The organism is Rhizobium sp. BK098, assembly GCF_014193155.1.
In the GTDB taxonomy this organism is placed as follows: domain Bacteria; phylum Pseudomonadota; class Alphaproteobacteria; order Rhizobiales; family Rhizobiaceae; genus Rhizobium.
The window spans coordinates 398767-424161 of record NZ_JACHYY010000003.1 but is presented as its reverse complement, the minus strand read 5'-3'; the positions used below and the strand labels follow the sequence as shown (position 1 = coordinate 424161).

General features: G+C 60.4%; 19 protein-coding genes. 14 read left to right on the top strand and 5 right to left on the bottom strand.

The genetic code is table 11. The annotated features are described in order from the left end of the window. Positions 1 to 125: 125 nt before the first annotated feature. Entirely contained in the window at positions 126 to 2198 is a 2073-nt protein-coding gene (locus FHT73_RS11250; protein ID WP_112608892.1) for a bifunctional diguanylate cyclase/phosphodiesterase, read from the bottom strand. A gap of 186 nt (positions 2199 to 2384) precedes the next feature. Beyond that, positions 2385 to 3563 (bottom strand): mannonate dehydratase, encoded by a 1179-nt coding sequence (gene uxuA, locus FHT73_RS11245; protein ID WP_183711654.1) that lies wholly within the window; start codon positions 3561 to 3563, stop codon positions 2385 to 2387. A 115-nt stretch (positions 3564 to 3678) separates the two neighbouring features. Here uxuA and FHT73_RS11240 point away from each other — a divergent pair, with 115 nt between their 5' ends. From FHT73_RS11240 to FHT73_RS11200, 9 genes are all read left to right on the top strand, one after another. Further along, positions 3679 to 4380, top strand: a complete 702-nt coding sequence (locus FHT73_RS11240; RefSeq protein ID WP_183711652.1) for an FCD domain-containing protein — start codon at positions 3679 to 3681, stop codon at positions 4378 to 4380. Between the two features lie 28 nt (positions 4381 to 4408). Continuing rightward, a complete protein-coding gene (locus tag FHT73_RS11235) occupies positions 4409 to 6877 on the top strand; it encodes a glycoside hydrolase family 2 protein (protein WP_183711650.1) in 2469 nt (822 codons plus the stop codon). Positions 6878 to 7052: 175 nt separating this feature from the next. Further along, complete coding sequence (locus FHT73_RS11230; protein ID WP_183711648.1) at positions 7053 to 10313, top strand: cellobiose phosphorylase; 3261 nt, start codon at positions 7053 to 7055, stop codon at positions 10311 to 10313. 153 nt (positions 10314 to 10466) lie between these two features. After that, on the top strand, positions 10467 to 11123 hold the full coding sequence (locus tag FHT73_RS11225; RefSeq protein ID WP_183711646.1) for a DUF2161 family putative PD-(D/E)XK-type phosphodiesterase: 657 nt from the start codon (positions 10467 to 10469) through the stop codon (positions 11121 to 11123). Between the two features lie 262 nt (positions 11124 to 11385). Further along, positions 11386 to 12888 carry a DegQ family serine endoprotease gene (locus FHT73_RS11220; RefSeq protein ID WP_183711644.1) on the top strand — a complete coding sequence of 501 codons (1503 nt, stop codon included), beginning with the start codon at positions 11386 to 11388 and terminating at the stop codon, positions 12886 to 12888. A gap of 278 nt (positions 12889 to 13166) precedes the next feature. Further along, positions 13167 to 13796 carry a DnaJ domain-containing protein gene (locus FHT73_RS11215; protein ID WP_183711642.1) on the top strand — a complete coding sequence of 210 codons (630 nt, stop codon included), beginning with the start codon at positions 13167 to 13169 and terminating at the stop codon, positions 13794 to 13796. A gap of 227 nt (positions 13797 to 14023) precedes the next feature. Beyond that, positions 14024 to 15520 (top strand): lipopolysaccharide biosynthesis protein, encoded by a 1497-nt coding sequence (locus FHT73_RS11210; RefSeq protein ID WP_183711634.1) that lies wholly within the window; start codon positions 14024 to 14026, stop codon positions 15518 to 15520. Between the two features lie 72 nt (positions 15521 to 15592). Continuing rightward, positions 15593 to 16408, top strand: coding sequence for a galactosyl transferase (locus FHT73_RS11205; RefSeq protein WP_183711632.1), 816 nt, complete (start codon positions 15593 to 15595; stop codon positions 16406 to 16408). 39 nt (positions 16409 to 16447) lie between these two features. Continuing rightward, the gene (locus tag FHT73_RS11200) at positions 16448 to 17518 is read left to right on the top strand and encodes an acyltransferase (RefSeq protein WP_183711630.1); all 1071 of its coding nucleotides are present in this window, start codon (positions 16448 to 16450) and stop codon (positions 17516 to 17518) included. 13 nt (positions 17519 to 17531) lie between these two features. Here FHT73_RS11200 and FHT73_RS11195 read toward each other — a convergent pair whose 3' ends face one another. After that, a complete protein-coding gene (locus FHT73_RS11195; RefSeq protein ID WP_183711628.1) occupies positions 17532 to 18860 on the bottom strand; it encodes a PLP-dependent aminotransferase family protein in 1329 nt (442 codons plus the stop codon). Positions 18861 to 18961: 101 nt separating this feature from the next. Between FHT73_RS11195 and FHT73_RS11190 the strand changes: the two genes are divergently transcribed. The 5 genes from FHT73_RS11190 (at position 18962) to FHT73_RS11170 (ending at position 23862) form a co-directional block, all read left to right on the top strand. Then, positions 18962 to 19939, top strand: coding sequence for a nitrate ABC transporter substrate-binding protein (locus tag FHT73_RS11190; protein WP_183711627.1), 978 nt, complete (start codon positions 18962 to 18964; stop codon positions 19937 to 19939). Positions 19940 to 19985: 46 nt separating this feature from the next. Beyond that, a complete protein-coding gene (locus FHT73_RS11185) occupies positions 19986 to 20876 on the top strand; it encodes an ABC transporter substrate-binding protein (protein WP_183711625.1) in 891 nt (296 codons plus the stop codon). Next, complete coding sequence (locus FHT73_RS11180) at positions 20873 to 21817, top strand: amino acid ABC transporter permease (protein ID WP_183711623.1); 945 nt, start codon at positions 20873 to 20875, stop codon at positions 21815 to 21817. The genes FHT73_RS11185 and FHT73_RS11180 overlap by 4 nt, the downstream gene beginning before the upstream one ends. A gap of 8 nt (positions 21818 to 21825) precedes the next feature. After that, entirely contained in the window at positions 21826 to 22605 is a 780-nt protein-coding gene (locus FHT73_RS11175; RefSeq protein WP_183711841.1) for an amino acid ABC transporter ATP-binding protein, read from the top strand. A gap of 75 nt (positions 22606 to 22680) precedes the next feature. Next, positions 22681 to 23862 carry a M20 aminoacylase family protein gene (locus FHT73_RS11170; protein ID WP_183711621.1) on the top strand — a complete coding sequence of 394 codons (1182 nt, stop codon included), beginning with the start codon at positions 22681 to 22683 and terminating at the stop codon, positions 23860 to 23862. Between the two features lie 173 nt (positions 23863 to 24035). On the opposite strand, the gene FHT73_RS11165 is transcribed toward FHT73_RS11170, so the two are convergent. Together FHT73_RS11165 and FHT73_RS11160 are read right to left on the bottom strand one after the other, a co-directional pair. Continuing rightward, entirely contained in the window at positions 24036 to 24212 is a 177-nt protein-coding gene (locus FHT73_RS11165) for a hypothetical protein (RefSeq protein WP_015343350.1), read from the bottom strand. A gap of 155 nt (positions 24213 to 24367) precedes the next feature. Further along, complete coding sequence (locus FHT73_RS11160; RefSeq protein ID WP_112608872.1) at positions 24368 to 25378, bottom strand: LysR substrate-binding domain-containing protein; 1011 nt, start codon at positions 25376 to 25378, stop codon at positions 24368 to 24370. Positions 25379 to 25395: the final 17 nt, after the last annotated feature.

The following is a 25395-nucleotide window of genomic DNA, read 5'->3' as shown; positions in this document are numbered from 1 at the left end:
ATGCCCTTTCGATGGGCTGTTCCAAGGACGTTGGCCGATCATCCTTCCCGACAACCGGCGCCGAATTTTTTCGATTATTCTCGCGCGCCCGTCCCAGACTTCCGCGACCATCCATACGCTGGCATTCAGGCGCGCATAAGCCGGGCGGGACGGGCTTCGTTTAAAATTCGCGCCAAGGCATCCTCGCGTGACATTGGTCGCCCGAGCAGGAAACCCTGCACTTCGTGATAGCCTTCGGCCCGCAATTTCGCCAATTGCGCCTCCGTCTCGATGCCTTCGGCCAAGGTCACCGCATTGAAGCCGGAGGCAATACCGACAACAGCCCGCACGATGGCAAGATTGCCGGGATCGGCATCCATGCCGGCGACGAAACTGCGGTCGAGCTTGATCTTGTCGAAAGAGAAGGAGCGCAGATAGCTGAGCGAGGAATAGCCCGTGCCGAAATCGTCGATCGCGATGCGAATGCCAAGCTCTTTGAGGGCACGCAGCAGCGACAGGCTTTGCTCGACCTCGGAAAGCAGGATGGATTCCGTGACCTCGATCTCCAGGCGTCCGGGGCAGAGACCTGTTTCGCTCAACGCCGAGACGACCGTGGCCAGCAGGCTCGCATGCCGGAACTGATAGACGGACAGGTTGATGGCCGCTTTCAGATGTTCCGGCCACTCCATGGCGGTCCGGCAAGCTTCCCGCAGCACCCAGTCTCCGATCGGAACGATCATCCCCGTTTCCTCGGCGACGGGGATGAATTCCGCCGGCGCGATGAGCCCCCGCTTGGGATGGCGCCAGCGGATCAGAGCTTCGAAGCCGGAAAGAGCGTCTCCGTCCAGCCGGATGATCGGCTGGTAATGGAGCTCGAATTCGTCGTTCTGCAACGCCTCACGAAGCTCCAGCGTGAGCTGATGGCGCCGTTCAGCTTCAAGCCGCATCTCCGTCTGGTAGAAGCGATAGGTTGAGCGGCCACTTGCCTTGGCGGCATAGAGCGCCAGATCTGCGTCCCGCATCAGCACATCAGCATCGTTGCCGTGCTCCGGCGCCATGGCAATACCGATGCTGCAGGTCACATGTTCCCGGACGCCATCGAGATCGAAGGGTGCCGAGAGCGATTGCAACAGCAGATCGGCGAAGCGCCGGGCTCGCCCGGCATCCGTCATCCGCAAAACCAGCGCGAACTCGTCGCCGCCCAGGCGCGCGACCAGATCGCTCCTCTCGGCAAGCTGCTGGAGGCGTTCGGCAACCTGGCGCAGGAGCATGTCACCGGCGGCATGGCCCTTGCTGTCGTTGATATGCTTGAAATGATCGACATCGATGTAGAGCAGCGCGATTGGCTTTTCCGGCCTCGCAGCCGCCACCTGCCGCACGATGCTCTCGGAAAAGAATGCTCTGTTCGGAAGGCCGGTCAGGGAATCATGCATGGCAAGATGCGCAAGCCGCGCCTCGACGCTGCGCTCCTCGGTCACATCCTGGGAAATGCCGAGAACATAGCGCGGCGCTTGCCCTGACGGGGCGGGAAGCGCCCGCTTCGCTGTCTTCAGAATACGCAACATGCCATCCACAGTGTGAATGGTTTCCTCGAAGTAGACGGTTTCGGCGGTTTCGAAGGCAAGCTTGTCCTGCTCCCGGAAAAGCGCCGTCTGTTCATCGGAGAATATCGCCCGATCCGACTTGCCGATCACATCTTGTGCTGCGTGCCCAGCGATAGCGCCGCACGCCTCATTGAAGAGAATATAACGGCCGTCCCGCTCCATATCCTTGACGAAGACGCCGACGGGGAGATTGTCGACGATGCTGTCGAGCAGCGACTGGGTGGCATCGACCTGCCGCCGTGCCGCATTAACCTCGGTACGGTCCTGCACGATCGCCAGGATTGCTATCTTGCCGTCGAAGCGGATCTCCCGCCCATAGGTAAGAACCTCGAATGTATCGCCATCCGCCTTCAGATGCGTCCAGCGCTGCGCCGTCTCGATGTCGGTGCGGTGGTGCACGGCATCCAGCATCCGCTCGCGCTCCATAGATGGCCTGATATCGAGCACGGTCATGACCGCGAAATCCGCGTCGCCATAGCCATAGAGGTCGCGGGCCGCATCGTTGACGATCAGAAACTTCAACGTCTGCGGATCATAGACCCACATCGGCGACGGATGTGTCTTGAAAAGCGACCGAAAATCGTCGTTCGGGGCGTCGGGCCAAACGGAATTCATAGGAAGGTCGACCTTGCCAATTCGAGTTTGAAGATTAGCGAATTGGACATTGATAGACGAAAAAACTAAATAAAATCAAAATAGTAACGAGATTAAACTTTAGGCAAAAGCCTATCGAATATGCAACGACAGGCTTTACTCCCTTCGCCCCGTTTCATCGATATGGGACCGCAAATGCCGTGAGGTTCAAAGCCCCGCCTTATCGATCGCATGGATGACGCCGTGCAGCTCGCCAAGACCTTTCAGGCGGCCGATGAGGGAATAGCCGGGATTGGTCGGCTTATCGATATCATCGCCGATCAGATGTCCGTGGTCTGGCCGCATCGGGATCACATGATCCTCCCGGCCTTCTTTGCGGCGCCGCGCCTCCTCCGTGAGCAATGTACGCAGGATGGCATAGATATCGCTGCGCCCCTCCAGATGCGAAGCCTCCACGAAGGAGCCATCCTCTTCGATCGCAACGTCGCGCAGATGCGCGAAATTGATGCGGGAGGCAAATTCGCGCGCGATCGCCAGCACATCATTGTCGGCACGAGAGCCGAGAGAACCGACGCAGAGCGTCAAACCATTGGCGTCATGATCGACATTGCCGAGGATGCGGCGCAGATCCGCTGCCGTTGAGACGACGCGCGGCAGGCCGAAGAGCGAAATCGGCGGATCGTCGGGATGAATGGCGAGCCGGGCGCCGAATTCGGCTGCAACCGGCACGACCTCTTGCAGAAAAGCGTCGAGATTGGCCTGGAGATCTTCTGCCGTCATTCCGTTGAAGAGGGTGATGGCGGAACGGATGGCTTCGCGGCCATAGCTGTCCTCGCCGCCGGGAAGACCGGCGATAATGTTATTCTCCAGCCGTTGCACGGCCTCCGGCGAGAGCCCCTTCAGCCGCTCCTCGGCACGCCGCAGCAGGTCCGGCGTATAATTTTCTTCCGCACCCTTCCTGCGCAGGACGAACGCGTCATAGGCAACGAACTCCGCCATGTCGAAACGCAATGCGAGCGCTGTGGTCGGCATCTCGAAGCGCAGATCCGTACGCGTCCAGTCGACAACCGGCATGAAATTGTAGCAGATCGTCTTGATGCCAGAGCGCGCCAGATTGGCGAGACTATCTTTCCAGACACTAATCGCGGCCTTTGCCCTTGCCCCGCCGAGCTTGATGGCGCTTGGAACCGGGATCGATTCACAGACGCTCCAGCGCAGCCCGGCGGCTTCCACCAGCGCCTTTCGCGCCTCGATTTCGGCCGGCGCCCAGACGCGCGAATGCGAGACCTCATGAAGTGCCGTGACGATGCCTGTGGCGCCAGCCTGGCGCGCGTGCAAGAGCGGAACGAGATCCTTCGGACCGAACCAACGCCAGCAGCTTTCCATATGACATCTCCTCTATTTGTCGGTCAAAATACCGCTGAAAGGCGAAATGTCCACCATATCATGCCGCTTGACACCCATTATTGACCAACAATATGCTTTCAACAATGGAGGAGAAATGGTGGTGGATACCGCTGATATCGAGGATAGAGGTTCGGCGGTCGATCAGATCGTCGACGCACTGCGGCGGCTGATGCGCGAGCGCAATCTCGGTCTCGGAGACGCTCTGCCCTCGGAGGCGGAACTTGCTTCCATGTTCAATGCCAGCCGCAATACGGTGCGCGAAGCGATCCGCATCCTGAAGGCCTATGGCATTGTCGAAAGCCGCCAGAAGGTCGGCGCGGTGATTACGGACCGCCGCCAGCAGGCGCTTATGGACCTCTTCTCCTTCGCTATCGACATCTCGGCAGAAAGCTTTCTCGATATCCAGGGCTTTCGTCGCCTCATCGAGGTCAATCTCAGCGATCTTCTGTTCGAAACTCTCGACGAAACCGCCATCGACAGGCTGCGCTCCATCAACGACGCGATGAAGGCCGCATCGACATTGGCCGCGGCGGCGGAACTTGATTTCAGATTTCATGCCGCCCTTGTCGGCTTCGCCGGCAATCAAACCCTGTCACAAGTCTATGGCATTCTGCAGCCATTGTTGCAGCGGCTGATGGAGGCCGGAAAGCGCTCACGCGAGGCGGTCGACAACGCCTATCACGAGCATCGCGCCATCATCGAAGCGTTGGAACAACGGGATCGAATCGCCTACGCCTATCACATGAACCGCCACCTGCAGGCGGGCCTGCAATTCATCGCGCCAAAGGCTGTTTGAGGCATCCCTTTCATCACGGACATATGACATGAAAAGACAGACGCTCGACACCGGCTGGACCATCTCGCGCCTTCGCGCGCCATCCAGTGCACCGGCCCTGCCCAATTCGATCCCCGCGACGGTGCCGGGCAACGTGCATCTCGACTTGATGGCAGCGCAGCTGATCACCGACCCCTATCTCGACGTCAACGAGATCTCGCAGGATTGGATCGGTCGCGCCGCCTGGCGTTACCGGCTGGCCTTTGATTGGAATGGCGAGGACGCCGAGCGCATCGATCTTTCCTGCCTTGGCCTCGACACCGCAGCACGCCTGGAACTGAACGGCAGTTTGCTCGGCGAAACCCGGAACATGCATCGCAGCTACCGCTTCGACATAGGCGATCACCTGAAAAGCGGCCGCAACGAGTTGATCGTCGATTTCCAATCCGCCTATGAACATGGCGAGGAGGTCCGCAAACAGCTCGGCAGCGCCGCCGATATTCCCCAGAATTATCCCGGTCCGAGCAATCTCATCCGCAAGATGGCCTGCAATTTCGGCTGGGACTGGGGTCCGACGATCGTCACCGCGGGCATCTGGAAACCAATCGTTATCGAGAGCTGGTCGAAGGCCCGTCTCCGCAGCATCCGGCCAGAAATCACCCTGCAAGGCAGCCAGGGCGTCGCGCGCCTGCATGTCGAGATCGAATGGGCCGACAAGGGCACGGACAGCGTGGCACTCGTGCTCTCCATCGGCGGCAAGCGCGCGGAAGTGCGTGTCGCGCAAGGCGAGACCCACGCGCTGATCGAGTGCCGGATCGACAACCCGCAGGTCTGGTGGCCGCATGGCATGGGCGGTCAGCCGCTTTACGATCTCGACCTACAGCTGCTCGGCTCGGACGGTGCGGCGCTCGACGGCTGGAAGCGGCGCGTCGGCTTCCGCTCCGCGCGGCTGGATACGACACCGGACGAGATTGGCTCCGCCTTCACGCTCGTCGTCAACGACGTCCCGGTCTTTGCGCGCGGCGCCAACTGGATCCCCGATGATTGCTTCCTGCCGCGCGTGACGCGCGAGCGCTATCGCGAGCGGATCGCCCAGGCCCGCGATGCCAATATGAACATGCTGCGCGTCTGGGGCGGCGGCATCTATGAGACCGATACGTTCTACGAGGAATGCGATGCCGCCGGCATCATGGTCTGGCAGGATTTCCTCTTTGCCTGCGCCACCTATCCCGAAGAAGAGCCGGTCTACAGCGAGATCGAGGCGGAAGCGCGCGAGGCGATCGCAAGGCTCATGCCCTACGCCTCTCTGGTGATCTGGAACGGCAATAACGAGAATATCTGGGGCTATTTCGACTGGGGCTGGCAAGACGTGCTCGGCAACCGCCCCTGGGGCGCCGGCTACTATCTCGACCTCCTGCCGAAGCTGGTGGCCGAGATCGATCCCACCCGACCCTATTGGCCGGGCAGCCCCTATTCCGGCTCCATGGAGATCGCGCCGAACGCGGACGAACATGGCTGCAAGCACATCTGGGATGTCTGGAACGAGGTGGGCTACGCGACCTACCGCAACTATATCCCGCGCTTCTGCTCCGAATTCGGCTGGCAGGCTCCGCCGACATTCGCAACCCTTGCCCAATCCGTTCGCGAGAAGGATCGCGCACCGGCTTCTCCTGCCGTCCTGCATCACCAAAAGGCAACCGGCGGCAATGACAAGCTTCTACAAGGGTTGGAAGGCTGGTTTCCCCGGCCACAAAATTTCGACGATTGGCTCTTCGTCACGCAGCTGAACCAGGCGCGCGCGATCAGCTTCGGCATCGACCATATGCGCTCGCATCGGCCAACCTGTATGGGCACCATCGTCTGGCAGCTTAACGATTGCTGGCCGGTCACCTCCTGGGCGGCAAACGATGGCGCTGGCCGGAAGAAACCGCTCTGGTATGCCTTGAAGCATAGCTATGCGCCGCATCTCCTTACCATCCAGCCGCGCGGTGATGGCTTGGCTGCGGTCGCCGTCAATGACGCAACGCTGTTCTGGCGCGTGCCCTTCACAGTCGAGCGCTTCGATTTCACCGGCAAGCTGCTCGCCCGTCATCACGTCTGGCGCATCCTGTGCGATCGTTTCGAAAATACGGATATCGAGATCCCGGCCGAGGTCGCGACCCCAAGCGATCCGCGCCGCGAATATCTGCGCGCCCGCCTCGGCGATGCCGAAGCGTGGTGGTTCTTCGAGAAGGACATGGAGCTGCAATATCCGCAGCCGCGCTTTGACGTCGAGACCGTCCAGACGACGGACAGTGTTGCAGTCACCATCACGGCGCAGTCGTTCCTGCGGGATGTCTGCCTGTTCGTCGATCGCATCAATCCGAATGCCGAGGTCGACGACATGCTCGTCAATCTCGCGCCCGGCGAAAGCAGGACGTTCCAGACCAAAGGCATTTCCAAGGAAGCCTTCGACGATGCCGATCTTTCGTCAATCCTTCGCACGGCCAACCAGGTTGCGGAGCTTCCACATCACTGAAACCGCGCCTCCGTACGCGAAAAGATCCGGCGCGTTGCGCCGGATCTAGGCCTATATTTTCCGTATGCCGTCACAAAAGATTGCGCTGGTGAATGGCGAATTGCCTCCTATGATCGGACGGCGCCTTGTGATCTAGTGCTCCTCATCCGATCCATGAATCAGCGAGATCACGCTTATGTCCTCGGACACCAATCGCAGCTTTCAGACGCCCCGCCGCGAAGAACTTGGCCTCATCACCCTCAACAATACCGCCGGTCTTTCGGCTTCGGCCCTGCCGAACGGCACGCTGTTTTCGATCGACTTTGCCGACCAGCAGGGCGGCGTCATGATCAATCAGGTCCTCGGTTCGCCCGTCTATGGCGGTATCGGACGGCTCTATCTGCGCATCGGCGGTGCGAAGCCGGCGACTGCGGAAATCGTCGGGCCAAAGGCTGCCGTGCAATTCGGCCATGGCAGAAACGGTTTTTCCTGGAGCGGCGAGACGGCCGGTGTGAAGCATACGGTCAGCCTGCGGCTGCACCCGAATAAGACCGCATGGTTCTGGCAGGTTTCGCTGGAAAACAGCACCAATGCGACGCTTTCGGCCGACCTCGTTCTCGTTCAGGATGTCGGCCTCGGCGATCGCGGCTTCCTGATGAACAGCGAAGCCTATGCCTCGCAATATATCGATCACCACATTGCCGATCATAGCGCCTTCGGCCCTGTCATCATGGTCAGGCAGAACCTCAAGCAGGGCGGCGGGCGAAATCCTTGGCTGGCGCAGGGCTGCCTCGAAGGTGCGGCGGCCTACGCGACCGATGCAATCCAGCTCCTCGTGCCGTCCAAGGGCAATGATGGCGTCATGGTGCCGGACTTTGGCACCAGCCTGCCCAGCGCGCGCCGCCAGCACGAAGTCGCCTGCCCGACAATACAGTCGAAGCCGCTTTCCCTGGCAGCAGGTGCCGCCGCCGCGACGACCTTCTTCGGCCTCTTCGTTGCCGATCATCCGGCCGCTTCCAGTGACGCTGATCTTGCCAATCTCGATAGCCTGCCGGCGCTTCAAAGTGAGCTGGCAGCGGAGACGATATCAGTTGGACAACCAGTGCGCAGCCTCGTGCAGGACGCGCCGCTTGCCGAAAGCGACGATCTGGATCAAGCCGCGATCAATACGCTCTACCCCCAGCGTATGCTGGAAGAACACGCCGACGGGAAGCTGCTTTCCTTCTTCGTGCCCGACGGGCCGCATAACAGGCACATCGTGCTGCGCGAAAAGGAGCGGCAGGTAGCGCGCCGCCATGGCGCCATCGTCCGCAGCGGCCAGAACATGCTGCTCGATGACCAGACACTGGCCGCCACCTGCTGGATGCAGGGCATCTTCGCCGCGCAGCTGACCATCGGCAACACGTCTTTCCACAAGCTGTTTTCGGTCTCGCGCGATCCCTACAATCTGACCCGGTCGAGCGGCCTGCGCATGCTCGTTGATCTCGGCGATGGCTGGCGCCTGCTTGGCGTGCCCGCCGCCTTCGAGATGGGCTTGAGCGATACGCGTTGGATCTACCGCCTTCCCGGCCGAACCATCACTGTATCGGCAATCGCCTCCGGCGACGACCCGGCGATGCAATGGAGCGTTTCCGTAGAGGGCGCCGCCTGCCGCTTCCTCGTATTTGGCCATATCGTGCTTGGCGAACGTGATTACGAAGCCGTGGCGAACATCGCAGTCGATGCGGCCGCCAAGCGCATCTCTTTCCGGCCGCAGCCGTCCTGGCTGTGGGACCGGTATCCGAAGGCTGGATACCATCTCGTCACCTCGACCCCGGATGCGTTCGAAGCCGTTGGCGGCGATGAGCTGCTCTATAGCGACGGCGCCACCCGCAACGGCCCGTTCATCGCCCTTAAATCGCATCCGACGAAGGAGTTGCGCTTTGCCGTCACCGGCTCGATGACCGATGCGCAGGCGGCCGAGGCGCTTGCTACGCGCTATGCCACCGGTGTGGAAAGCGAAGAGATGCTGGCGCCGGCGCGCCGCTTCTGGAGCCATGTGACGCGGGGCGCGCGCATCGAGGGTGATGGCCGAGATGTGGCGGCGCAGGCCGTGATGCTGCCCTGGATCGCGCATGACGCCATTATCCATCTGAGCGTGCCGCATGGGCTCGAGCAATATACGGGGGCTGCCTGGGGCACGCGCGACGTCTGCCAGGGGCCAATCGAATTTCTGCTTGCCTACGAGCATGACGAAGAAGTCCGGAAGATCCTTACCACACTCTTTTCCGAGCAATACCGCGATCGCGGCGACTGGCCGCAATGGTTCATGCTGGAGCCCTACGCCAATATCCGCGCCGGCGAGGCGCATGGCGATATCGTCGTCTGGCCGCTGAAGGCGCTCTGCGATTACATCGAGGCGACCGGCGACATCGCCTTTCTTGCCAAAACTGTGCCGTGGCGCGCCGACGACACCATGCAGCTGACTTCCGAACATGCAACGATATCCGATCACATCGAAAAGCTGCTGGACACCGTGCGCGGCCGCTTCGTGCCGGGCACGAGCCTCATCCGCTACGGCGAGGGCGACTGGAACGACAGTTTGCAGCCGGCCGATCCGCACCTGCGCGACTGGATGGTTAGCAGCTGGACCGTATCACTTCTGTACGAACAGCTGGTGCGCTACGCCAACATCCTGACGCTCGCCAGCCGCAATGAGGAAGCGCAGTCGCTACAGGCGACCGCCGCCGCCATGCGCGCCGATTTCAACCGTCTCCTGATGCGTGACGGCATCGTTGCAGGCTACGGCGTCTTCGATCCGAGCCATGACGGCGTCGAGTTGCTGCTGCATCCGGAGGACACGCGAACTGGCCTGCATTATTCGCTGATCGCGATGACGCAGCCGATGATCGGCGGCCTGTTCACGCCCGATCAGCGCCACGCCCATATGAAGCTCATCCGTGAGAACCTGCTGTTCCCGGATGGCGTGCGGCTGATGGAAAAGCCGGCAACATACTCCGGTGGTCCGGAGAAGCTCTTCCGGCGGGCCGAATCCTCCTCCTTCTTCGGCCGCGAAATCGGGCTCATGTATGTGCATGCGCATCTGCGCTACTGCGAGGCCTTGGCGCTCGAAGACGATGCGGAAGCGGTATGGGCGGCACTCGCGCTCGCCAATCCGATTGCCGTCAGCGGCAGGGTGGAACATGCGTCTCTGCGCCAGCGCAACACCTATTTCAGCAGCAGCGATGCGGCCTTCGACGACCGCTATCAAGCATCTGCGGAATGGGCGCGCGTCAAGGCGGGCGATATCGCCGTCGATGGCGGTTGGCGCATCTATTCGAGCGGCCCCGGCCTTTACACTAAGAGCCTGATCGGCAACGTCTTCGGCTTCAAGCGGCAATTCGGCGAGCGTATCCACAAGCCGTTGTTGCCGGCCTCGATCGGCGCCTGTGAGGTCAAGCTGGATTTCAAGGCGTGAGCCGGTCGTGAAAAGAAAAGGGGTCGCATCAGCGGCCCTTTTTCAACCGGTGATAGTTGGCTTCGCCGCAGGAGCTGCCCCCGCACCTCTATCGACCTTCTGGTTAACCGAATCGGCTAATCTCGTGCGGATGTGCAAAGCCCGGAGGCGGATTTGGAAACGGCGCTCTATCTCCCTATCAAGTCATTTCTCGAAGCCGCCGGCTATGCGGTGAAAGGCGAGATTGGCGGCTGCGACCTTGTCGGCCTGACTGATGGCGAGCCGCCCGTCGTCGTCATCTGCGAACTGAAGATGACCTTCAACCTCGAACTCGTCTTGCAGGCGGTGGATCGCGCCGCTGCCAGCGACGAGGTCTGGATCGCCGCCCGCGTCTCGGTAAAGGGCAAGGGTCGGGAGGGCGATCGTCGGTTCCGCGATCTTTGCCGAAGGTTAGGCTTCGGCATGCTCACCGTCTCCGACAGCGACCTAGTCGATATCGTCGTCAGTCCCGTCGCGCCGATGCCCCGCAAGAATGCACGGCGCAGATCGCGCCTTGTCGACGAGCATCGTCGGCGCAAGGGCGACCCCGCTCTTGGCGGCAGCACCCGCAAGCCAATCATGACCGCCTATCGCCAGCAGGCCCTTGCCTGCGCCGCCGCTATTGAAAACGGCGTGCAACGCCCGAAGGATATGCGCGAAGCGGCACCGAAGGCGCCACAAATTCTGAGAGATAATGTCTATGGCTGGTTCGAGCGCATCGACCGCGGCATCTACGCGCTGACGGAGCTTGGAACAGAAGCCCTCAAGCGTTGGCCGGCAGCGCAGCTTTAAATATGGAAAAATTCCGGCCGACCAACATTAAATTCATGTAATATCTTAAAATTTTGCAATAAAAACATGATCAATATTTAATTTGTAAAAGTTTCTCGGCGGATCATATTAACACCAAGCGCCAATTCAAATCTATACTTTGCTTCCCGCAGTAAAAACGGGAAACAAAGTCGCTCGCAAAATTGACGCGGAACCAATCACAGCTCGTCCCCGGTATGGACGAGCCGCCAAACCGCCAACGATCTCGCAAGGGACTTTCGCCATGCCTTCTCTTCTCCGCAAACATCGCACAGCCGCCATCGTCGGTGCCGCTATCATCGTCGGCGCCGGCGCATTGCCTTTTGCCTTCAGCACATCCGCAACCGTCGCCTCGGCCGCCGAACCGGCCGGCATCATCGCACCCGGCGGCTCCTTCGCGCCGATCGTCGATGCCGACAAGCCGGCCGTCGTCACCGTCACCACCACCATGAAGGCGACCGATACCAGCGCCGACGGCAGCAATTCGCCGATGGACGAGCAGTTCCGGCAATTCTTCGAAAACCAGGGTATCCCCTTCCCGAAGCAGATGCCGCGTCAGCAGCAGAGCCAGCGCGCCATGGCGCTCGGTTCCGGCTTCATCATCAGCCCGGATGGAGTCATTGTCACCAACAACCACGTCATTCAAAACGCCGTCGACATCAAGGTGACGCTTGATGATGGCACGGAGCTGCCGGCCAAATTGCTGGGCGCAGATGCCAAATCCGACCTTGCCGTTCTGAAGATCAACGCGCCGAAGCCGCTGGCGACCATCGCCTGGGGTGACTCCGACAAGCTGAAGCTTGGTGACCAGATTCTCGCCATAGGCAATCCCTTCGGCATCGGCACGACCGTCACAGCTGGCATCGTCTCGGCGCGCGGCCGCGACCTGCACAGCGGCCCCTATGACGACTTCATCCAGATCGATGCCCCCATCAACCACGGCAATTCCGGCGGGCCGCTGGTCGACCGCGAAGGCAATGTCGTCGGCATCAACACCGCCATCTACTCGCCGAACGGCGGCAGCGTCGGTGTGGGCTTTGCCATTCCCTCTGCCGAGGCCAAGGCGATCGTCGCGAAGCTCGAGAAGAACGGCTCGATCGATCACGGCTATCTGGGTGTCGCCATCCAACCGGTGACCTCGGATATCGCCAATGCCATGGGCCTCTCGCAGACCCAGGGTGCGCTCGTTGCCAGCGTCAATGACGATACGCCAGCCGCACGCGCCGGCATCAAGAGCGGCGACATCGTCACCGCCGTCGGCAACGAGAGCGTGAAGACGCCGAAGGATCTGTCGCGGCTGGTCGCCGATCTCTCTCCCGGCGACAAGCGTTCCATCACTCTGTGGCGCGACGGCAAGAGCATGGACGTCAATGTCACCATCGGCGGCAATGACGGCAATAAGCAGGCTGCCAACGACGCTGGCGACGGCAAGGTCCAGCCCTCCAACCAACCGAGCATTGGCGTCGGCCTTGCCAACCTCACACCGGATGTGCGTGAGCAGTTGAACCTGCCGCATGGCGTCGAGGGCGCCGTCGTTGCCAGCGTCAATCCCGAGAAGCCCGCCGCCGCGGCCGGCATCCAAACCGGCGACATTATCGTCTCGGTCAACGATCAGCCGGTCCACAACGCCCATGAGGTGCAGACGGCCGTTGCCAAAGCCGGCAAGGATGGCCGCAAGTCCGTCCTGCTCCTGATCGAGCGCGACGGTAACAAGACCTTCGTCGCCGTGCCGTTCTCGGCCGCTTAAAAAATCCGGAGCATTGAATGATCGGCCCGCCTCCAGCAACGGAGCGGGCCGAATTTGTCTTGTTTCGCCGTCTCCACGTGGCCTATGTCCTGAACGCCGCCTTTCCACAACGGAAACCTTTCCGTTTTTGACACCTGACTCTTTTTGTCCAAACTCTGCCTTTGTGATGGTACAAATAGCGCCGGAGCTGATTGAAACGATCGGGCGGGAAGTTTAAACCGCTCCGGCGATATCAGCGGCTAGGCCTAAAACAGGAATAAGTGGCGGCAGGAGTTGGAGTGACTGATCCCTACGATATTCTCGGCGTTACGCGCGATGCGGGCGAAGAGCAGATCAAGGCAGCTTACCGCAAGCGCGCGAAGGCAGCCCATCCGGATTCCGGCGGCGATACCGAGGCTTTCGCGCGGTTGCAAAAGGCCTACGAGCTTCTTCTCGACCCCGTACGGCGCAAGGTGTTCGACGATACCGGCTATGATGTCGAGCTGACCGATGCCGTCGACCTGCAGGCACTGGTCGCGATCGAAAAGCTGATTACCGAGGTCGTGCTTGACGAACGGGAACCTGGTACCTTCGATCCGGTCGCCAAGATGCGCGCGAGCCTTCTGGAAGAAATTCGCAAGGCGAATTTCAGCAAGAGCGAGCTCGAGCGACACTCCAATCGCATCGGCCTTCATTTAGAGCGGCTGGGCAAGCGTCCGGGCAAAGACGTAGTCGGCCACATGCTGCGCGCCCGCATCAAAGCGATCGCCACCGCCATCAGCGAAACGGAAGCAAAGATCGGCGCCACCGAACGCGCCTGCGACATGCTCGAAGGCTATCTTTACGAGATGAACGAGCCTCAGGAAGAAGCGGAAACGGCTGCCGAGATCGAATGGGACGAGCCAAGGGTCCGCTCGGCCGCGCAGTAGAAGCTCACTTTTTCACTACTCGGAAGAGGCAAATTTCGCGTTTGCCTTGATCGCCACATCACTTTCAGCAACGCAATGTTGCAATGCAACAATTTTCCCTGGACAAATCGAGGGGCTGGCCTAGATCATGCATCCAGCGCGCCGTCCTGCTTCATCGGGCGACGGCGAAGCGGCAATGGCGGGCGCCGTGTTTCCGGCATTCGCCGAAGGTCTAAAAACGGCGAGGTATGCGTTTGCTGGCTTCCGAAGCGGATGAAGTCGTCTTTGAACATCTGAGCGAGAATCGATCGCGGGCCGCATTGAGAGGCGCCTTCTGGTCGGCGCTGGACACGTTGATCCCAACGGCGCTCAACAGCCTGGTCTTCGTCGTCACCTCGCGTTTTCTTCTGCCCCAGGATTTCGGCCTGGTCGCGCTCGCCTTCGCCATCGTCAGTTTCGCTTCCGGTTTCGGCCCGACGGCCTTCGGCGAGGCGTTGATCCAGCAGAAATCCATTCGGCGCAGCCACCTCGATACTGTCTTCTGGCTATCCTTCGCCTCCGCGGCGATCCTCTATGCCGCGCTGTTTCTGCTTTCCCCGTTTCTCGCCCATTGGGTCGGACATGACAACATCGTCAAGCTGCTGCTGATCATCGGCCTGAAAATCTTCTTCGACATGATGATCATCGTGCCAAACGCCCTGATCGGCCGCACGATGTCCTTCCATCTCGCAGCTGCCCGCACGGCGATCGCCACCACCGTTTCGGCGACGATCTGTCTTGCGCTGATCTTCGCCGGTTTCGGGCTATGGGCGCTTGCAATTGCCCAGATCGCAGCTCCCGCTGCTGCCTGTATTGCCGCATTCTGGGGCGCAAGATGGCTGCCGGGTTTCCGTATCAAGCTCTCGAGCCTGCGCGAATTGCTGCATTACGGCATCTTCGCCTCGGGCAACCGATTCCTCCAGACCATGAATCTCGACCAGCTGATCATCGGCACGCTGGTAAGCCCGGCCGCTCTCGGAATCTATAATTTCGCTCGGCGGCTCTACGAAATGCTCAACAATGTCGTTGCGGGCGGGCTGAATTCGGTCAGCCACGTGCTGCTCTCCTCGCTGCAGCACGATAAGGACAAGGTGCGCGAAGCCTTCCTCATGGCGACCTTCGGCTGCTCGCTGGTGTCTTTCCCGGCCTTCATGGGGCTTGCGGCGGTCGCCGACGATGCCATTCCGCTGATCTTCGGACCGCACTGGGCCGCCGCCATCTGGCCGGTTCGTTTCTTCTGCGTCATCGGCCTGATGGCCGGTATCGGCATCATCCAGGCCTCCCTGATCACCAGCCAGGGCAGATCCGACTGGTGGTTCTACTATCAGCTGGTGCGCAACGTCGTCTCGATCCTCACCGTGCTCATTCTTCACCAATACGGGGTGACAACGGTCGTATTTGGTCTCATGCTCGGAGTAGTGATGCTCTGGCCGGTGACGCTGTGGATGGTGTCGCGATTGATCGGTCTCAGCATCGCGGAATATTTCGGTCAGTTCCTGAGACCCATCGCCGCTTATCTCGGCATGCTTGTCGCCGTGCTGGCAATCTCGTCGGCCCTAGTCAACCAACCGCTGGCAGAACGCCTTATCTGTGAAGTCCTAGTCGGTGGCCTCGCCTATTCGGCCCTCATCCTTCTCCTATGCAGAGAAAGGGTCCTCTTCCTCGTGCGAACGACGCTGCAAGGCCGTCGCGCGAAGGCACAGTAGCAGTCGTCGCGAACAAGGACGGAAAAGGCTCATTCCATCTCGCGATAGAATACCAAGTCGGAAAGGCGGCTCATGACACTGGTTACGTTCATCATTCCCGTTCGCCATCAGGCCAATTCCAATGATTGGCCGGCGCTGAAACGGCGGCTGTCGCAAACGATCGCATCGATCGCCGGGCAGTCCAACAAAAACTGGCGCGGCGTTGTCGTCGCCAATGAAGGCGCCGATCTGCCGGATCTGCCGCCGAATTTTACGGCAGAACGCGTGACCTTCCCGCCAAACCAGCTGCATGACATCAACGGCGCCGATCGCGAGAAGGTCTATGATGCATTCCGGCTGGACAAGGGCCGCCGCGTCCTGAGCGGCATGCTATCCGCGCGGGATACCCGTTTCTTCATGATCGTCGACGACGATGATTTCGTCAGCGCCAACATCGTGGATTTCGCGGCTGGAAATAGCGATGCCAACGGCTGGAAAATCAACCGAGGCTATCTTTGGAACGAAGGCGGCAGACTGCTTATGCATCACAACGACTTCGCCAATTATTGCGGTACGTCGCTGATCATTCGCTCCGATCTCTATCGCTTGCCGGCGACCTTCGAGGATGCGGAGATCGATTATATCAAATCCATGCTCGGCAGCCACGTGCGCATCGGCAAGCTGCTGGCCGACGCCGGCTCTCCGCTCGGCTCGCTGCCCTTCCGCGGCGCGATCTATCGGGTCGGCCATGCCGGCGCCCACAGTAAATCCTCCAATCTCATCAGGACCCATTTCCTCAACCGGTCGGTGCTGACAAGTCCGCGCCAGTTGCTGGGCAACCTTTCGCGGGTGCGCCCGCTCGATCGCAACCTCAGAAACGAGTTCTTCGGCGCGCGCGCCGCCGGATAGCGTAAGCGCAATCCTTTCCGCCCAACGAGGTTTCGACCAATGCCGGCTGATGCAACGAGACACAGATATGCCGCCCTGGATGCAATGCGCGGCCTGGCGGCATTCGCCGTTGTCGTCTATCACCTCGACAGGCCCTATGCGCCTTCGGCCTATATCGCGGTCGATTTTTTCTTCGTGCTCAGCGGCTTCGTGATTGCCAGGGCCTATGGTGAAAAACTCGCGAGCGGCATGACCGTGCTGGCCTTCATGAAGGCTCGCTACGCGCGTCTCTATCCGCTCTTTCTCATCGGCAGCGTCTACGGCCTTGTGCAATTGCTGCTGCACTGGCAGGCATCCGGTGTCGGACGGGCCGATCTTGCCGCGAGCATGCTTACGACCATATTCATGCTGCCTTCGCCGAGTTTTCTGACGCGGTCGGCGGGCGACATCTTGGCGCTTTATCCGCTGAATGGCCCCGCCTGGTCGCTGTTTTGGGAGCTGCTGGTCAATCTCATATTCGCGCTCGTGCTGTTCAGATTGAAAACGCGGAGCTTGATCCTCATAGCCACTGCATCTCTGGCGCTGCTGATCGGCTCCGTCTTCCTGCACAAATCGCTCGATCTTGGCTGGGAATGGCATTCGGTGGACGGCGGCTTTGCCCGCGTCTTCTTTTCCTTCACGCTCGGAATGATCATCTACCGGCTTCGAAACAGCACCGCGATTGGCTGGACCATGAACAGCTATGCCGCCCTGCTGCCCATTGCGGTGATCTTAATCTTGCTGTTTCTCCCCACCTATTCGCTGAAATATGCGCTTGTTTTCTGCATCCTGATCTCGCCGCTCATCGTCCTTGCCGGCACAATGCTGGAACTGCCGGAGAAGCTGCAACGGCTCGGTATCTTTCTCGGCTACCTCTCCTATCCCATCTATATGTGCCATCGCGGCTTCACTGAGATTTACGGGCATCTGATGCGCGATACCCACTTGCCGCAGCCCGTCTACATCGCGATCTATCTCGTCGCGATTTCCATCATCGCCCTCATCTCGGCCAAGCTGGCGGAAATCCTGGTTCGCTATATCGGCGCCTCGAAAGGCGCTCACAAAGGCATCGAAGCCAGCCAACGCGGCTGACTATCTCCGGAGATCACGTGTGGACGGCGGCAAGTGCGATGGCATCGGCAACCTCGTCACACCGCTCCGAAAGATTGGCCGTCGCGACGCGCAAGTGGCTGCTGGGCAGGATTGAGAACTTGGCACCGGGATGTACGGCAATGCCCCGAGCGGCAAGGGTCACCATTGCGAAGGGCTCCGAGGAGACCGGCACCCAGGCACATAATCCCTCTCCGTGCCACGCATCGACGCCGCGTTCGCGAAGCGCATCGATGAGTCCTGCGCGGCGTTCCCGATAGGTCCTGCGGGCATGATCCAGGCACGATGCCGTCGCCGGATCGCGCAGCAGCCAGGCAGCCGCCGCCTGCAGGATACGGCTGGTCCAGCCGGAACTAAAGCTGCGATAGGACTGGATCTGGTCGATGATCGCCCGTGAGCTCGACAATACGGCGAGGCGCAGGTCCGGCCCGTGCGTCTTCGAGTAAGACAGAATATGGAGGACCCGATCCGGAAAGAGAAGTCCCATCGAATGACGTGGTGCCGTCGAGATATCGGCAATGCCATCGTCCTCGACGATCAGCGTATCCTTGTCGCGAAGGATCTCCGTGAGGCTTGCCATGCGTGCCGGGCTCACGCTCTGGCCGGTGACGGAATGGATGCGCGGCTGGAAGATGAAAGCGACCGGGCGATATTTTAGCGCTTCCTCCAGCGAGGCCGGCAGCGGCCCCTCCTCGTCGCATTTCACCGGAATGATACGGGCGCCCCGATCCTCGAGAATATCGAGAAGCCGCATGCCCGTCGGATCTTCGATCGCAACGGCAGCACCCGGCATGACGAGGGCGTTGATCAGGGTGTAGACGGCATTATAGCCGCCATTGGTCGCCAGGAACGCCTCCGGCTCATAAGGCCATGTCTTCCTGACCTCGCGCTCAAGCTCCGGCAGGATGCGGCTGCGCTCGTAGCTGTTGAGATTTTCGGCCGAGGCGCCATAGGCCATCGCCGCCTCCAGCTTTGGCAGCAGGCGAACATCGGGAACGGCTGCTGTCAGATTGAGGGCGTCGGAACCGTAATCGCCGACACTTGCTAACCGCGCCGGCTTGGCGACGAAGCGGTCGCCGCTGACCCATGTGCCATTCCTGCCGCGTCCGCTGATGATCTTCTGACGTCTGAGTTCGCTCCAGGCTTCCGACAGGGTTGCCGGGCTTACCCCAAGCGCAAAGGCCAGGTCGCGGATCGGCGGCAGCTTGGTTCCAACAGGCAACACACCGGCTCGGATGAGCGCGCTCGTCTCAAGCGCGATGCCGCGGATGGTTCGATCGCTCAATTTCGAAGCAAGCCAATTCGCATCCCGCTCTTCGCTCATTTCTGACACCATTTTTAATGTTCAATAACGTAATAACATTTGATCGACTTATATTGAACATTTACTCGTTGAGAAAACAAGTTTTCCCGCGAGTGAATTTCATGCCCCTTACTCTCCGCCTTGCCCTCCGCGACTGGGACTACATGACCCCTCTGGTCCTGGGTGATGTCTCCTCCCCGAAACTCGACATCAAGGTGGATCGGGTCGGCACGCTGGTCTCGCATGTTGGGAAGAGCGACGCCTATGACGCGGCGGAAACCTCCTTCAGCCGCTACACGCAGATGCGCATCGACGGCGACGAGAGCGTGGTCGGCATACCGAACTTCATCATGCGCGGCTTCCGCCATCGCTGCGTCATCACGACCAAGGAAAGCCCGATCACGAGCTTCGCCCAATTGGCCGGCAAGCGTATCGGCGTCACCGGCTGGCGCGACTCCGGCAACACCTGGACGCGGGCGGCGCTGCGCCGCGAAGGCGTCGGCGTCGAAGGTGCCATGTGGTATGCCGGTCGCCTCACCGAAGCGCATCCGATCACCGATCGCCTCGACGGCTTCGGCCGCCCCGGCCGCATCGAGGCGGCACCCGGCGAAAGGCCGATGGTGGACCTGCTGAAGGAAGGGCTGCTTGACGCGATCTTCACGCCCTTCATGCCGGACGGCTATTTCGCCGGCAACTCCGGCTTCCGCCAGCTCCTGCCCGATTTCCGCGCGGTCGAGCATCGCTATTTTGCCGATGTGGGCTATGTACCGGGGATGCACCTGATCGGCCTGAAGGCTGAGATCGTCGCCGAGCATCCCTGGGTCATTGCCGAATTGAGCAGGTTGATCGACGAATCGCAGCGCATGTGGCTCAGCAAGCGGCGCAAATATGCCGAAACCACGCCCTTCATGCTCGACGAACTGTTGAAATCGGCAACCGAGCTGCCCGAAGGGTGGGATGCGAGCGGCTTTGCCGCCAACCGCAAGATGATCGCCGATTTCGCCGAGGAGCTGCATGTGCAGGGCATCCTGCCGCGACTGATGACGCCGGAGGAACTCTTCCCGTTCGACGTCGACGGCGGCCGGACGAGCGCTGCCTGACCATCGACTGAAAAATCAGAGACACAAAGCAAAAAGGGGAATGAACATGTCGCTGAAGAAAATGACCTACCTCGCCCTGGCAAGCCTGATGATGTCGGGCGCCGCCTTCGCCGAAGATGCGAGCCTGCCGAAACTTTCGGTCAACAAGGACCTGCAAGCCAAGCTGCCGGAAGCGATCCGCACATCGGGCAAAATGATCTCCGTCAACAACGGCTCTTTCCCTCCCTATGAAATCGTCACCGGCACCAAGCTGACCGGCGCCAGCGCCGATCTGACCGACGCGATCGGCGAGGTGCTTGGCGTGAAGATCGAGCATGAAAGCGTCAGCGGCCTGCCCGCCATCCTCGCGGGCATCAATTCCGGCCGCTATCAGTTTGCCTTCGGGCCGATCGGCGATTTCAAGAGCCGCGAGGAAGCCAACGACTTCGTCGACTGGGTGCAGGAATTCGTCGTCTTCGCCGTCCAGAAGGGCAATCCGAAGGGGATTACCTCGCTCGACAGCGCCTGCGGCCAGCGCATCGCCGTCATGGCCGGCGGATCGGCCGAAAAGGTGATCCAGGTTCAGGCCGAGAAGTGCAAGACCGACGGTAAGGGTGCAATTGAAGTCCAATCCTTCACCGACCAGCCAAGCTCGATCCTCGCCGTCCGCTCCAAGCGCTCCGACGCCTTCTTCTCCTCGCAAGCCCCGCTCACCTATTTCGTCTCTCAGGCGAACGGCCAGCTCGAATTAACGGGCGTCGGCCAGAAAAACGGTTTCGAGGATCTCTATCAGGGCGCCGTCGTCCCGAAAGGCTCGCCACTCGGCCCAATTCTGAAGGATGCCGTCAAACTTCTCATGGACAACGGTACTTACGCCGCCATCATGAAAAAATGGGGCCTTGAGAATAACATGATCAAGGAACCGGGTATCAATCTTGGCGGGACATTGCCGAAATGAGTAGGAACGCCGGAAACATCGCATCGCCTTCAGGCGATGCGGGGGAACGGGATGTGGCAAATGCCCACACACCGTTCCCGAAGGGTCGTGTGGCAGCCTGGATCGTTACCCTTGCGATCGCAGCCTATTGGGCCTGGTCGGTCGCCCACAATGAAAACTTCGGCTGGCATGTCGTCGCCCAGTACTTCTTCGACCCCGTCGTCATCAGCGGCCTCTATGTCTCGCTCGGGCTGACCGTCGTCGCCATGGTGCTCGGCATCGTCTTCGGCCTGTTGCTGGCGATTGCCCGCATGTCGAAGGACACCCTGGCAAGCACGCTCGCCTCCCTGTTCATCTGGTTCTTCCGCGGCACGCCGCTGCTCGTGCAGCTGATCTTCTGGTACAATCTTTCTACACTCTTCCCGACGCTATCGATCGGCATCCCATTCGGCCCGACCTTCGTCAGCTGGGACACGAATTCCGTCATCAGCCCGATGACGGCTGCCATCGCCGGCCTTGCTCTGAACGAAGCCGCCTACATGGCCGAAATCATCCGTGGCGGCCTGCTTTCGGTCGATAGAGGCCAGTTCGAGACCGCCGAAGCCTTCGGCATGACGAGAAGCCGGGCTCTGCGCCGCATCATCATCCCGCAGGCCATGCGCTCCATCGTGCCGCCAACGGGTAATCAGTTGATCAGCATGATCAAGGCGACCTCGCTCGTCAGCGTCATCGCCATGGCCGATCTGCTTTATTCCGTGCAGTCGATTTATAACCGCACCTTTGAGGTCGTCCCGATGCTGCTCGTCGCCGTCATCTGGTATCTGCTGATTACTTCGGTGCTGAATATCGGCCAGAGCTATATCGAGCGCTACTATAGCCGCGCCGACCGCCGCACCAGCGGGACGAAGGTGGCAGCGGACAGCTCGCCCCCGCTCGTGCCAGCGCGGGAGGCAGGCCAATGAACGCTCCCATGAACTCAGTCGTCAGCGTCAGCCCACTGGTACAGGCGCGCAATGTCCACAAGTCCTTCGAACATCTCGAAGTCCTGAAAGGTATCGACCTCGATGTGACGCCCGGCGAAGTGGTCGTCATCCTCGGGCCGTCCGGTTCCGGCAAGTCCACTTTCCTGCGCTGCATCAACCATCTGGAATCGATCAATCGCGGCTCGATTGAAGTCGATGGCGAGCAGATCGGCTATCGGCTGAACAAGGGACGGCTGGTCAAGCTCTCCAACCATGCGATCGCGCTGCAGCGGCGCAAGATCGGCATGGTGTTCCAGCAGTTCAATCTCTATCCGCATATGACAGCGCTGCAGAATGTCATTGAGGCGCCGATCGGCATTCATGGCGAAAGCCGCAAGCAGGCAACCGAGAATGCGCTGGCATTGCTCGACCGCGTTGGCTTGTCGGCCAAGGCTCACAACTACCCCCGGCAACTCTCCGGTGGCCAGCAGCAGCGCGTCGCGATTGCAAGAGCGCTGGCGATCAAGCCAAAGCTGATGCTCTTCGACGAACCGACTTCGGCGCTCGATCCGGAATTGGTCGGCGAAGTGCTTGCCACCATGCGCGACCTTGCAAAACAGGGCCTCACGATGATCGTCGTCACCCACGAGATCGGCTTTGCCCGCGAAGCGGCCGACCGCGTCGTTTTCATGGATGGCGGCAAGATCGTGGAACAGGGCAAGCCCGAGGATGTGATTGGCAATCCGCAGCATCCCCGCACCAGAAGCTTCCTGTCGCGCTTCATCTAGCGCGACAGCTCCATCATCAGTGCAGCCTGTACGCTTTCTGGCGGAAAGCGGCTCAAGCGAACCATTGGAACAGCCATGACCCTCGACAACGATTTCGCCCGCCTCTCGGATTTCGAGCCGATGAAGGCCGAACTGGCCGGCATCCGCCAGCATCTGCACGCCAATCCCGAGCTATCCTTCGAAGAGGCGGAAACCGCGCGCTTCGTCGCCGAAAAGCTGGAAGCCTGGGGTTACGAGGTTACCCGTAATGTCGGCGGTCATGGCGTCGTCGCGCGCATGACTGTTGGGGCCGGCAAGAAGAGCATCGCGATCCGCGCCGATATGGACGCCCTGCCGATCACCGAGCAGACCGGCGCCGCTTACGCCAGCAAGACGCCGGGCAAGATGCATGCCTGCGGACACGACGGGCACACCACCATATTGCTCGGAGCGGCCGAATATCTCGCTCGCACCCGCCGCTTTAACGGCACCGTGAACCTGATCTTCCAACCGGCTGAGGAGGCGGGCGCTGTCAGCGGCGCTCCCGCGATGATCAAGGATGGCCTGTTCGAACGCTTTCCCTTCGACGTCATTTACGGGCTGCACAATCATCCGGGTGCTGCGGAGGGCACCTGGCTATTGCGCTCCGGCCCGCTGATGGCGGCCGCCGACACAGTTGAGATTACCATCATAGGCAAAGGCGGCCATGCCTCGCGCCCGCATCTGACCATCGACCCGGTGGTTGTCGCCTGCAACCTCGTCGTCAGTCTGCAGACAATCGTCGCCCGCAGCGTCGACCCGACCCAGACAGCGGTTGTCACCGTCGGCGCCATCCATGCCGGCGAAGTATCGAACGTCATTCCCGAAAGTGCGAAGATGCTGCTCACGGTCCGTTCTTTCGATCCGAAGGTGCGCGAGCTGCTTGAGGCGCGCATCCGCAAGCTGACAGCGTCGATTGCGGAGGGTTATGGCGCAAGTGTCGAGATCGACTACGTCTATGGCCATCCGGTCGTCGTCAACTCGGAGAAGGAAACGGAATTCGCGCGGATGGTCGCCGAGGAACTTGTCGGCGCTGAGAAGGTCACCACCTGCGGCCTTATCCCCGGCAGCGAGGATTTCTCGCATTACCTGGAGCACAAGCCCGGCAGCTTCCTACGCCTCGGCAACGGCGTGAACTCGGCCATCCTCCACAGCGCCAAGTATGATTTCGCCGATGAAAGCCTCACCGTCGGTGCCGCTATGTGGGCGCGTCTGACCGAGCGTTATCTCGACGCCTGAACCGGTTCTTATCTGGATCGCAAGGCGGAGCTGGCGACGCCACGATAAACAGCAGCCCTGGCAACAAGCCGGGGCTGATCCGTTTTCTGGATGTCATGGAAAAAAGCGGAATGCGATGCTTTCAATAGCGCCGCTAGACCCGCGGCGCAGTGCGATTCCTGCCTTTATAAATACTACTTATCGAAGGATCCGAGACTATCGCCCGTTGCAGGCGCTGTATTTGCAGGCGTTTCAGTTCCCAGCCCGGCTTCCAGCTGCCCATTCTGAGTCTGCATTACCCGCCATTCATTTTCGAGGCGATCAATCACATACGTAGGAATTTCATTTCTTACGTTTTCAAACTCTTGCATCACGACCTCCATTGCCATGCGTTACTGGCATGACATGGAGGAGTTTCTTTGTAAATCAAGGCATTAAACTATTTAAACGATTAAAATATTTTCAATCGTTTGAAATATCGCCTTCTGTGGAAAAGATTCCAACAGCGTTAATGCGCGATGGGAGCCTACCGCTGCGAAGCGGGGTCATTGACGGCAGCAAAGCCGGGGTGGCGAGCAGCCGACGGTTGCAATCGGCCATCAAACTCCAGATCCTGCGCGCGTCCGATCGAATCATGTTGTTCGCGCATGGCGTCGGCCGCCTCGCGCACCACTTCGGAAATCTGCAGGAGCTGTTTGGCGAGAGGGCTCGTCCTGCGCCAGATCATGCCGATGGTGCGCGAGGGCTGCGGGCTTTGGAAGCGCACGGTCGACACCGAGGCCGAGCGGGTTTCCACCGCCACGGCCATCTCCGGTATCAAAGTGACGCCGATGCCGGCGCTGACCATCTGCACCAGCGTCGACAGCGAGCTGCCATCCATCAGTTCCCGCGGCAAAGCTGAATGGATGTTACAGAAGGAAAGCGCCTGGTCGCGAAAGCAGTGCCCCTCTTCCAAAAGCAGCAGCCGCATTTCGCGAAGCGCCTCGCGGTTGGGAACCGGCTTGCCTTCGTCCTCGCTCGGTCGCACCAACACGAAGTTTTCCGCAAACAGCGGCACTTCCGTCAGAGATGTCTCAGAGACGGGCAGAGCGACGATCGCCGTATCCAGCCTCCCCTCCTCCAACTCTTCGACCAGCTTCGACGTCAAAGTCTCGCGCACATGGATATCCAACCCGTCATAGATGCGGGAGAGATTGCCGATGATGCTCGGCAGCAGATAGGGCGCGACCGTGGGGATGATGCCGATGCGCAACCGGCCCACCGGCTGATCGCGCGACGCACGGGCAAGATCTCCCAGCTCATCGACAGAGCGCAGGATGTCGCGGACGCGGATCGCGAAGGCCTCGCCGAAATTGGTCAGCCGGACCTGTCTTGCGCCTCTTTCGAAGAGGTTCGTGCCGAGCTGCTCCTCCAGCTCCTTGATCTGCATCGACAAGGCGGGCTGAGAGATCGAGCATAGATCGGCGGCACGTCCGAAGTGGCCGAGCCGAGCCAGCGCTTCGAAATAGCGAAGCTGTTTGAGCGTGAAGTTTGCCATAAGTCTATCTTATCGCG

Excerpts from the sequence above, each read along its gene's own strand:
- FHT73_RS11185 (WP_183711625.1), top strand. The coding sequence starts at position 19,986 with ATGTCGCTGAAGAAAATGACCTACCTCGCCCTGGCAAGCCTGATGATG.
- FHT73_RS11205 (WP_183711632.1), top strand. The coding sequence starts at position 15,593 with ATGACACTGGTTACGTTCATCATTCCCGTTCGCCATCAGGCCAATTCC.
- FHT73_RS11165 (WP_015343350.1), bottom strand. The coding sequence starts at position 24,212 with ATGCAAGAGTTTGAAAACGTAAGAAATGAAATTCCTACGTATGTGATT.
- FHT73_RS11240 (WP_183711652.1), top strand. The coding sequence starts at position 3,679 with ATGGTGGTGGATACCGCTGATATCGAGGATAGAGGTTCGGCGGTCGAT.
- FHT73_RS11180 (WP_183711623.1), top strand. The coding sequence starts at position 20,873 with ATGAGTAGGAACGCCGGAAACATCGCATCGCCTTCAGGCGATGCGGGG.
- FHT73_RS11250 (WP_112608892.1), bottom strand. The coding sequence starts at position 2,198 with ATGAATTCCGTTTGGCCCGACGCCCCGAACGACGATTTTCGGTCGCTT.
- FHT73_RS11210 (WP_183711634.1), top strand. The coding sequence starts at position 14,024 with ATGCGTTTGCTGGCTTCCGAAGCGGATGAAGTCGTCTTTGAACATCTG.
- FHT73_RS11235 (WP_183711650.1), top strand. The coding sequence starts at position 4,409 with ATGAAAAGACAGACGCTCGACACCGGCTGGACCATCTCGCGCCTTCGC.
- FHT73_RS11200 (WP_183711630.1), top strand. The coding sequence starts at position 16,448 with ATGCCGGCTGATGCAACGAGACACAGATATGCCGCCCTGGATGCAATG.
- FHT73_RS11230 (WP_183711648.1), top strand. The coding sequence starts at position 7,053 with ATGTCCTCGGACACCAATCGCAGCTTTCAGACGCCCCGCCGCGAAGAA.
- FHT73_RS11220 (WP_183711644.1), top strand. The coding sequence starts at position 11,386 with ATGCCTTCTCTTCTCCGCAAACATCGCACAGCCGCCATCGTCGGTGCC.
- FHT73_RS11175 (WP_183711841.1), top strand. The coding sequence starts at position 21,826 with ATGAACTCAGTCGTCAGCGTCAGCCCACTGGTACAGGCGCGCAATGTC.
- FHT73_RS11190 (WP_183711627.1), top strand. The coding sequence starts at position 18,962 with ATGCCCCTTACTCTCCGCCTTGCCCTCCGCGACTGGGACTACATGACC.
- uxuA (WP_183711654.1), bottom strand. The coding sequence starts at position 3,563 with ATGGAAAGCTGCTGGCGTTGGTTCGGTCCGAAGGATCTCGTTCCGCTC.
- FHT73_RS11160 (WP_112608872.1), bottom strand. The coding sequence starts at position 25,378 with ATGGCAAACTTCACGCTCAAACAGCTTCGCTATTTCGAAGCGCTGGCT.
- FHT73_RS11170 (WP_183711621.1), top strand. The coding sequence starts at position 22,681 with ATGACCCTCGACAACGATTTCGCCCGCCTCTCGGATTTCGAGCCGATG.
- FHT73_RS11195 (WP_183711628.1), bottom strand. The coding sequence starts at position 18,860 with ATGAGCGAAGAGCGGGATGCGAATTGGCTTGCTTCGAAATTGAGCGAT.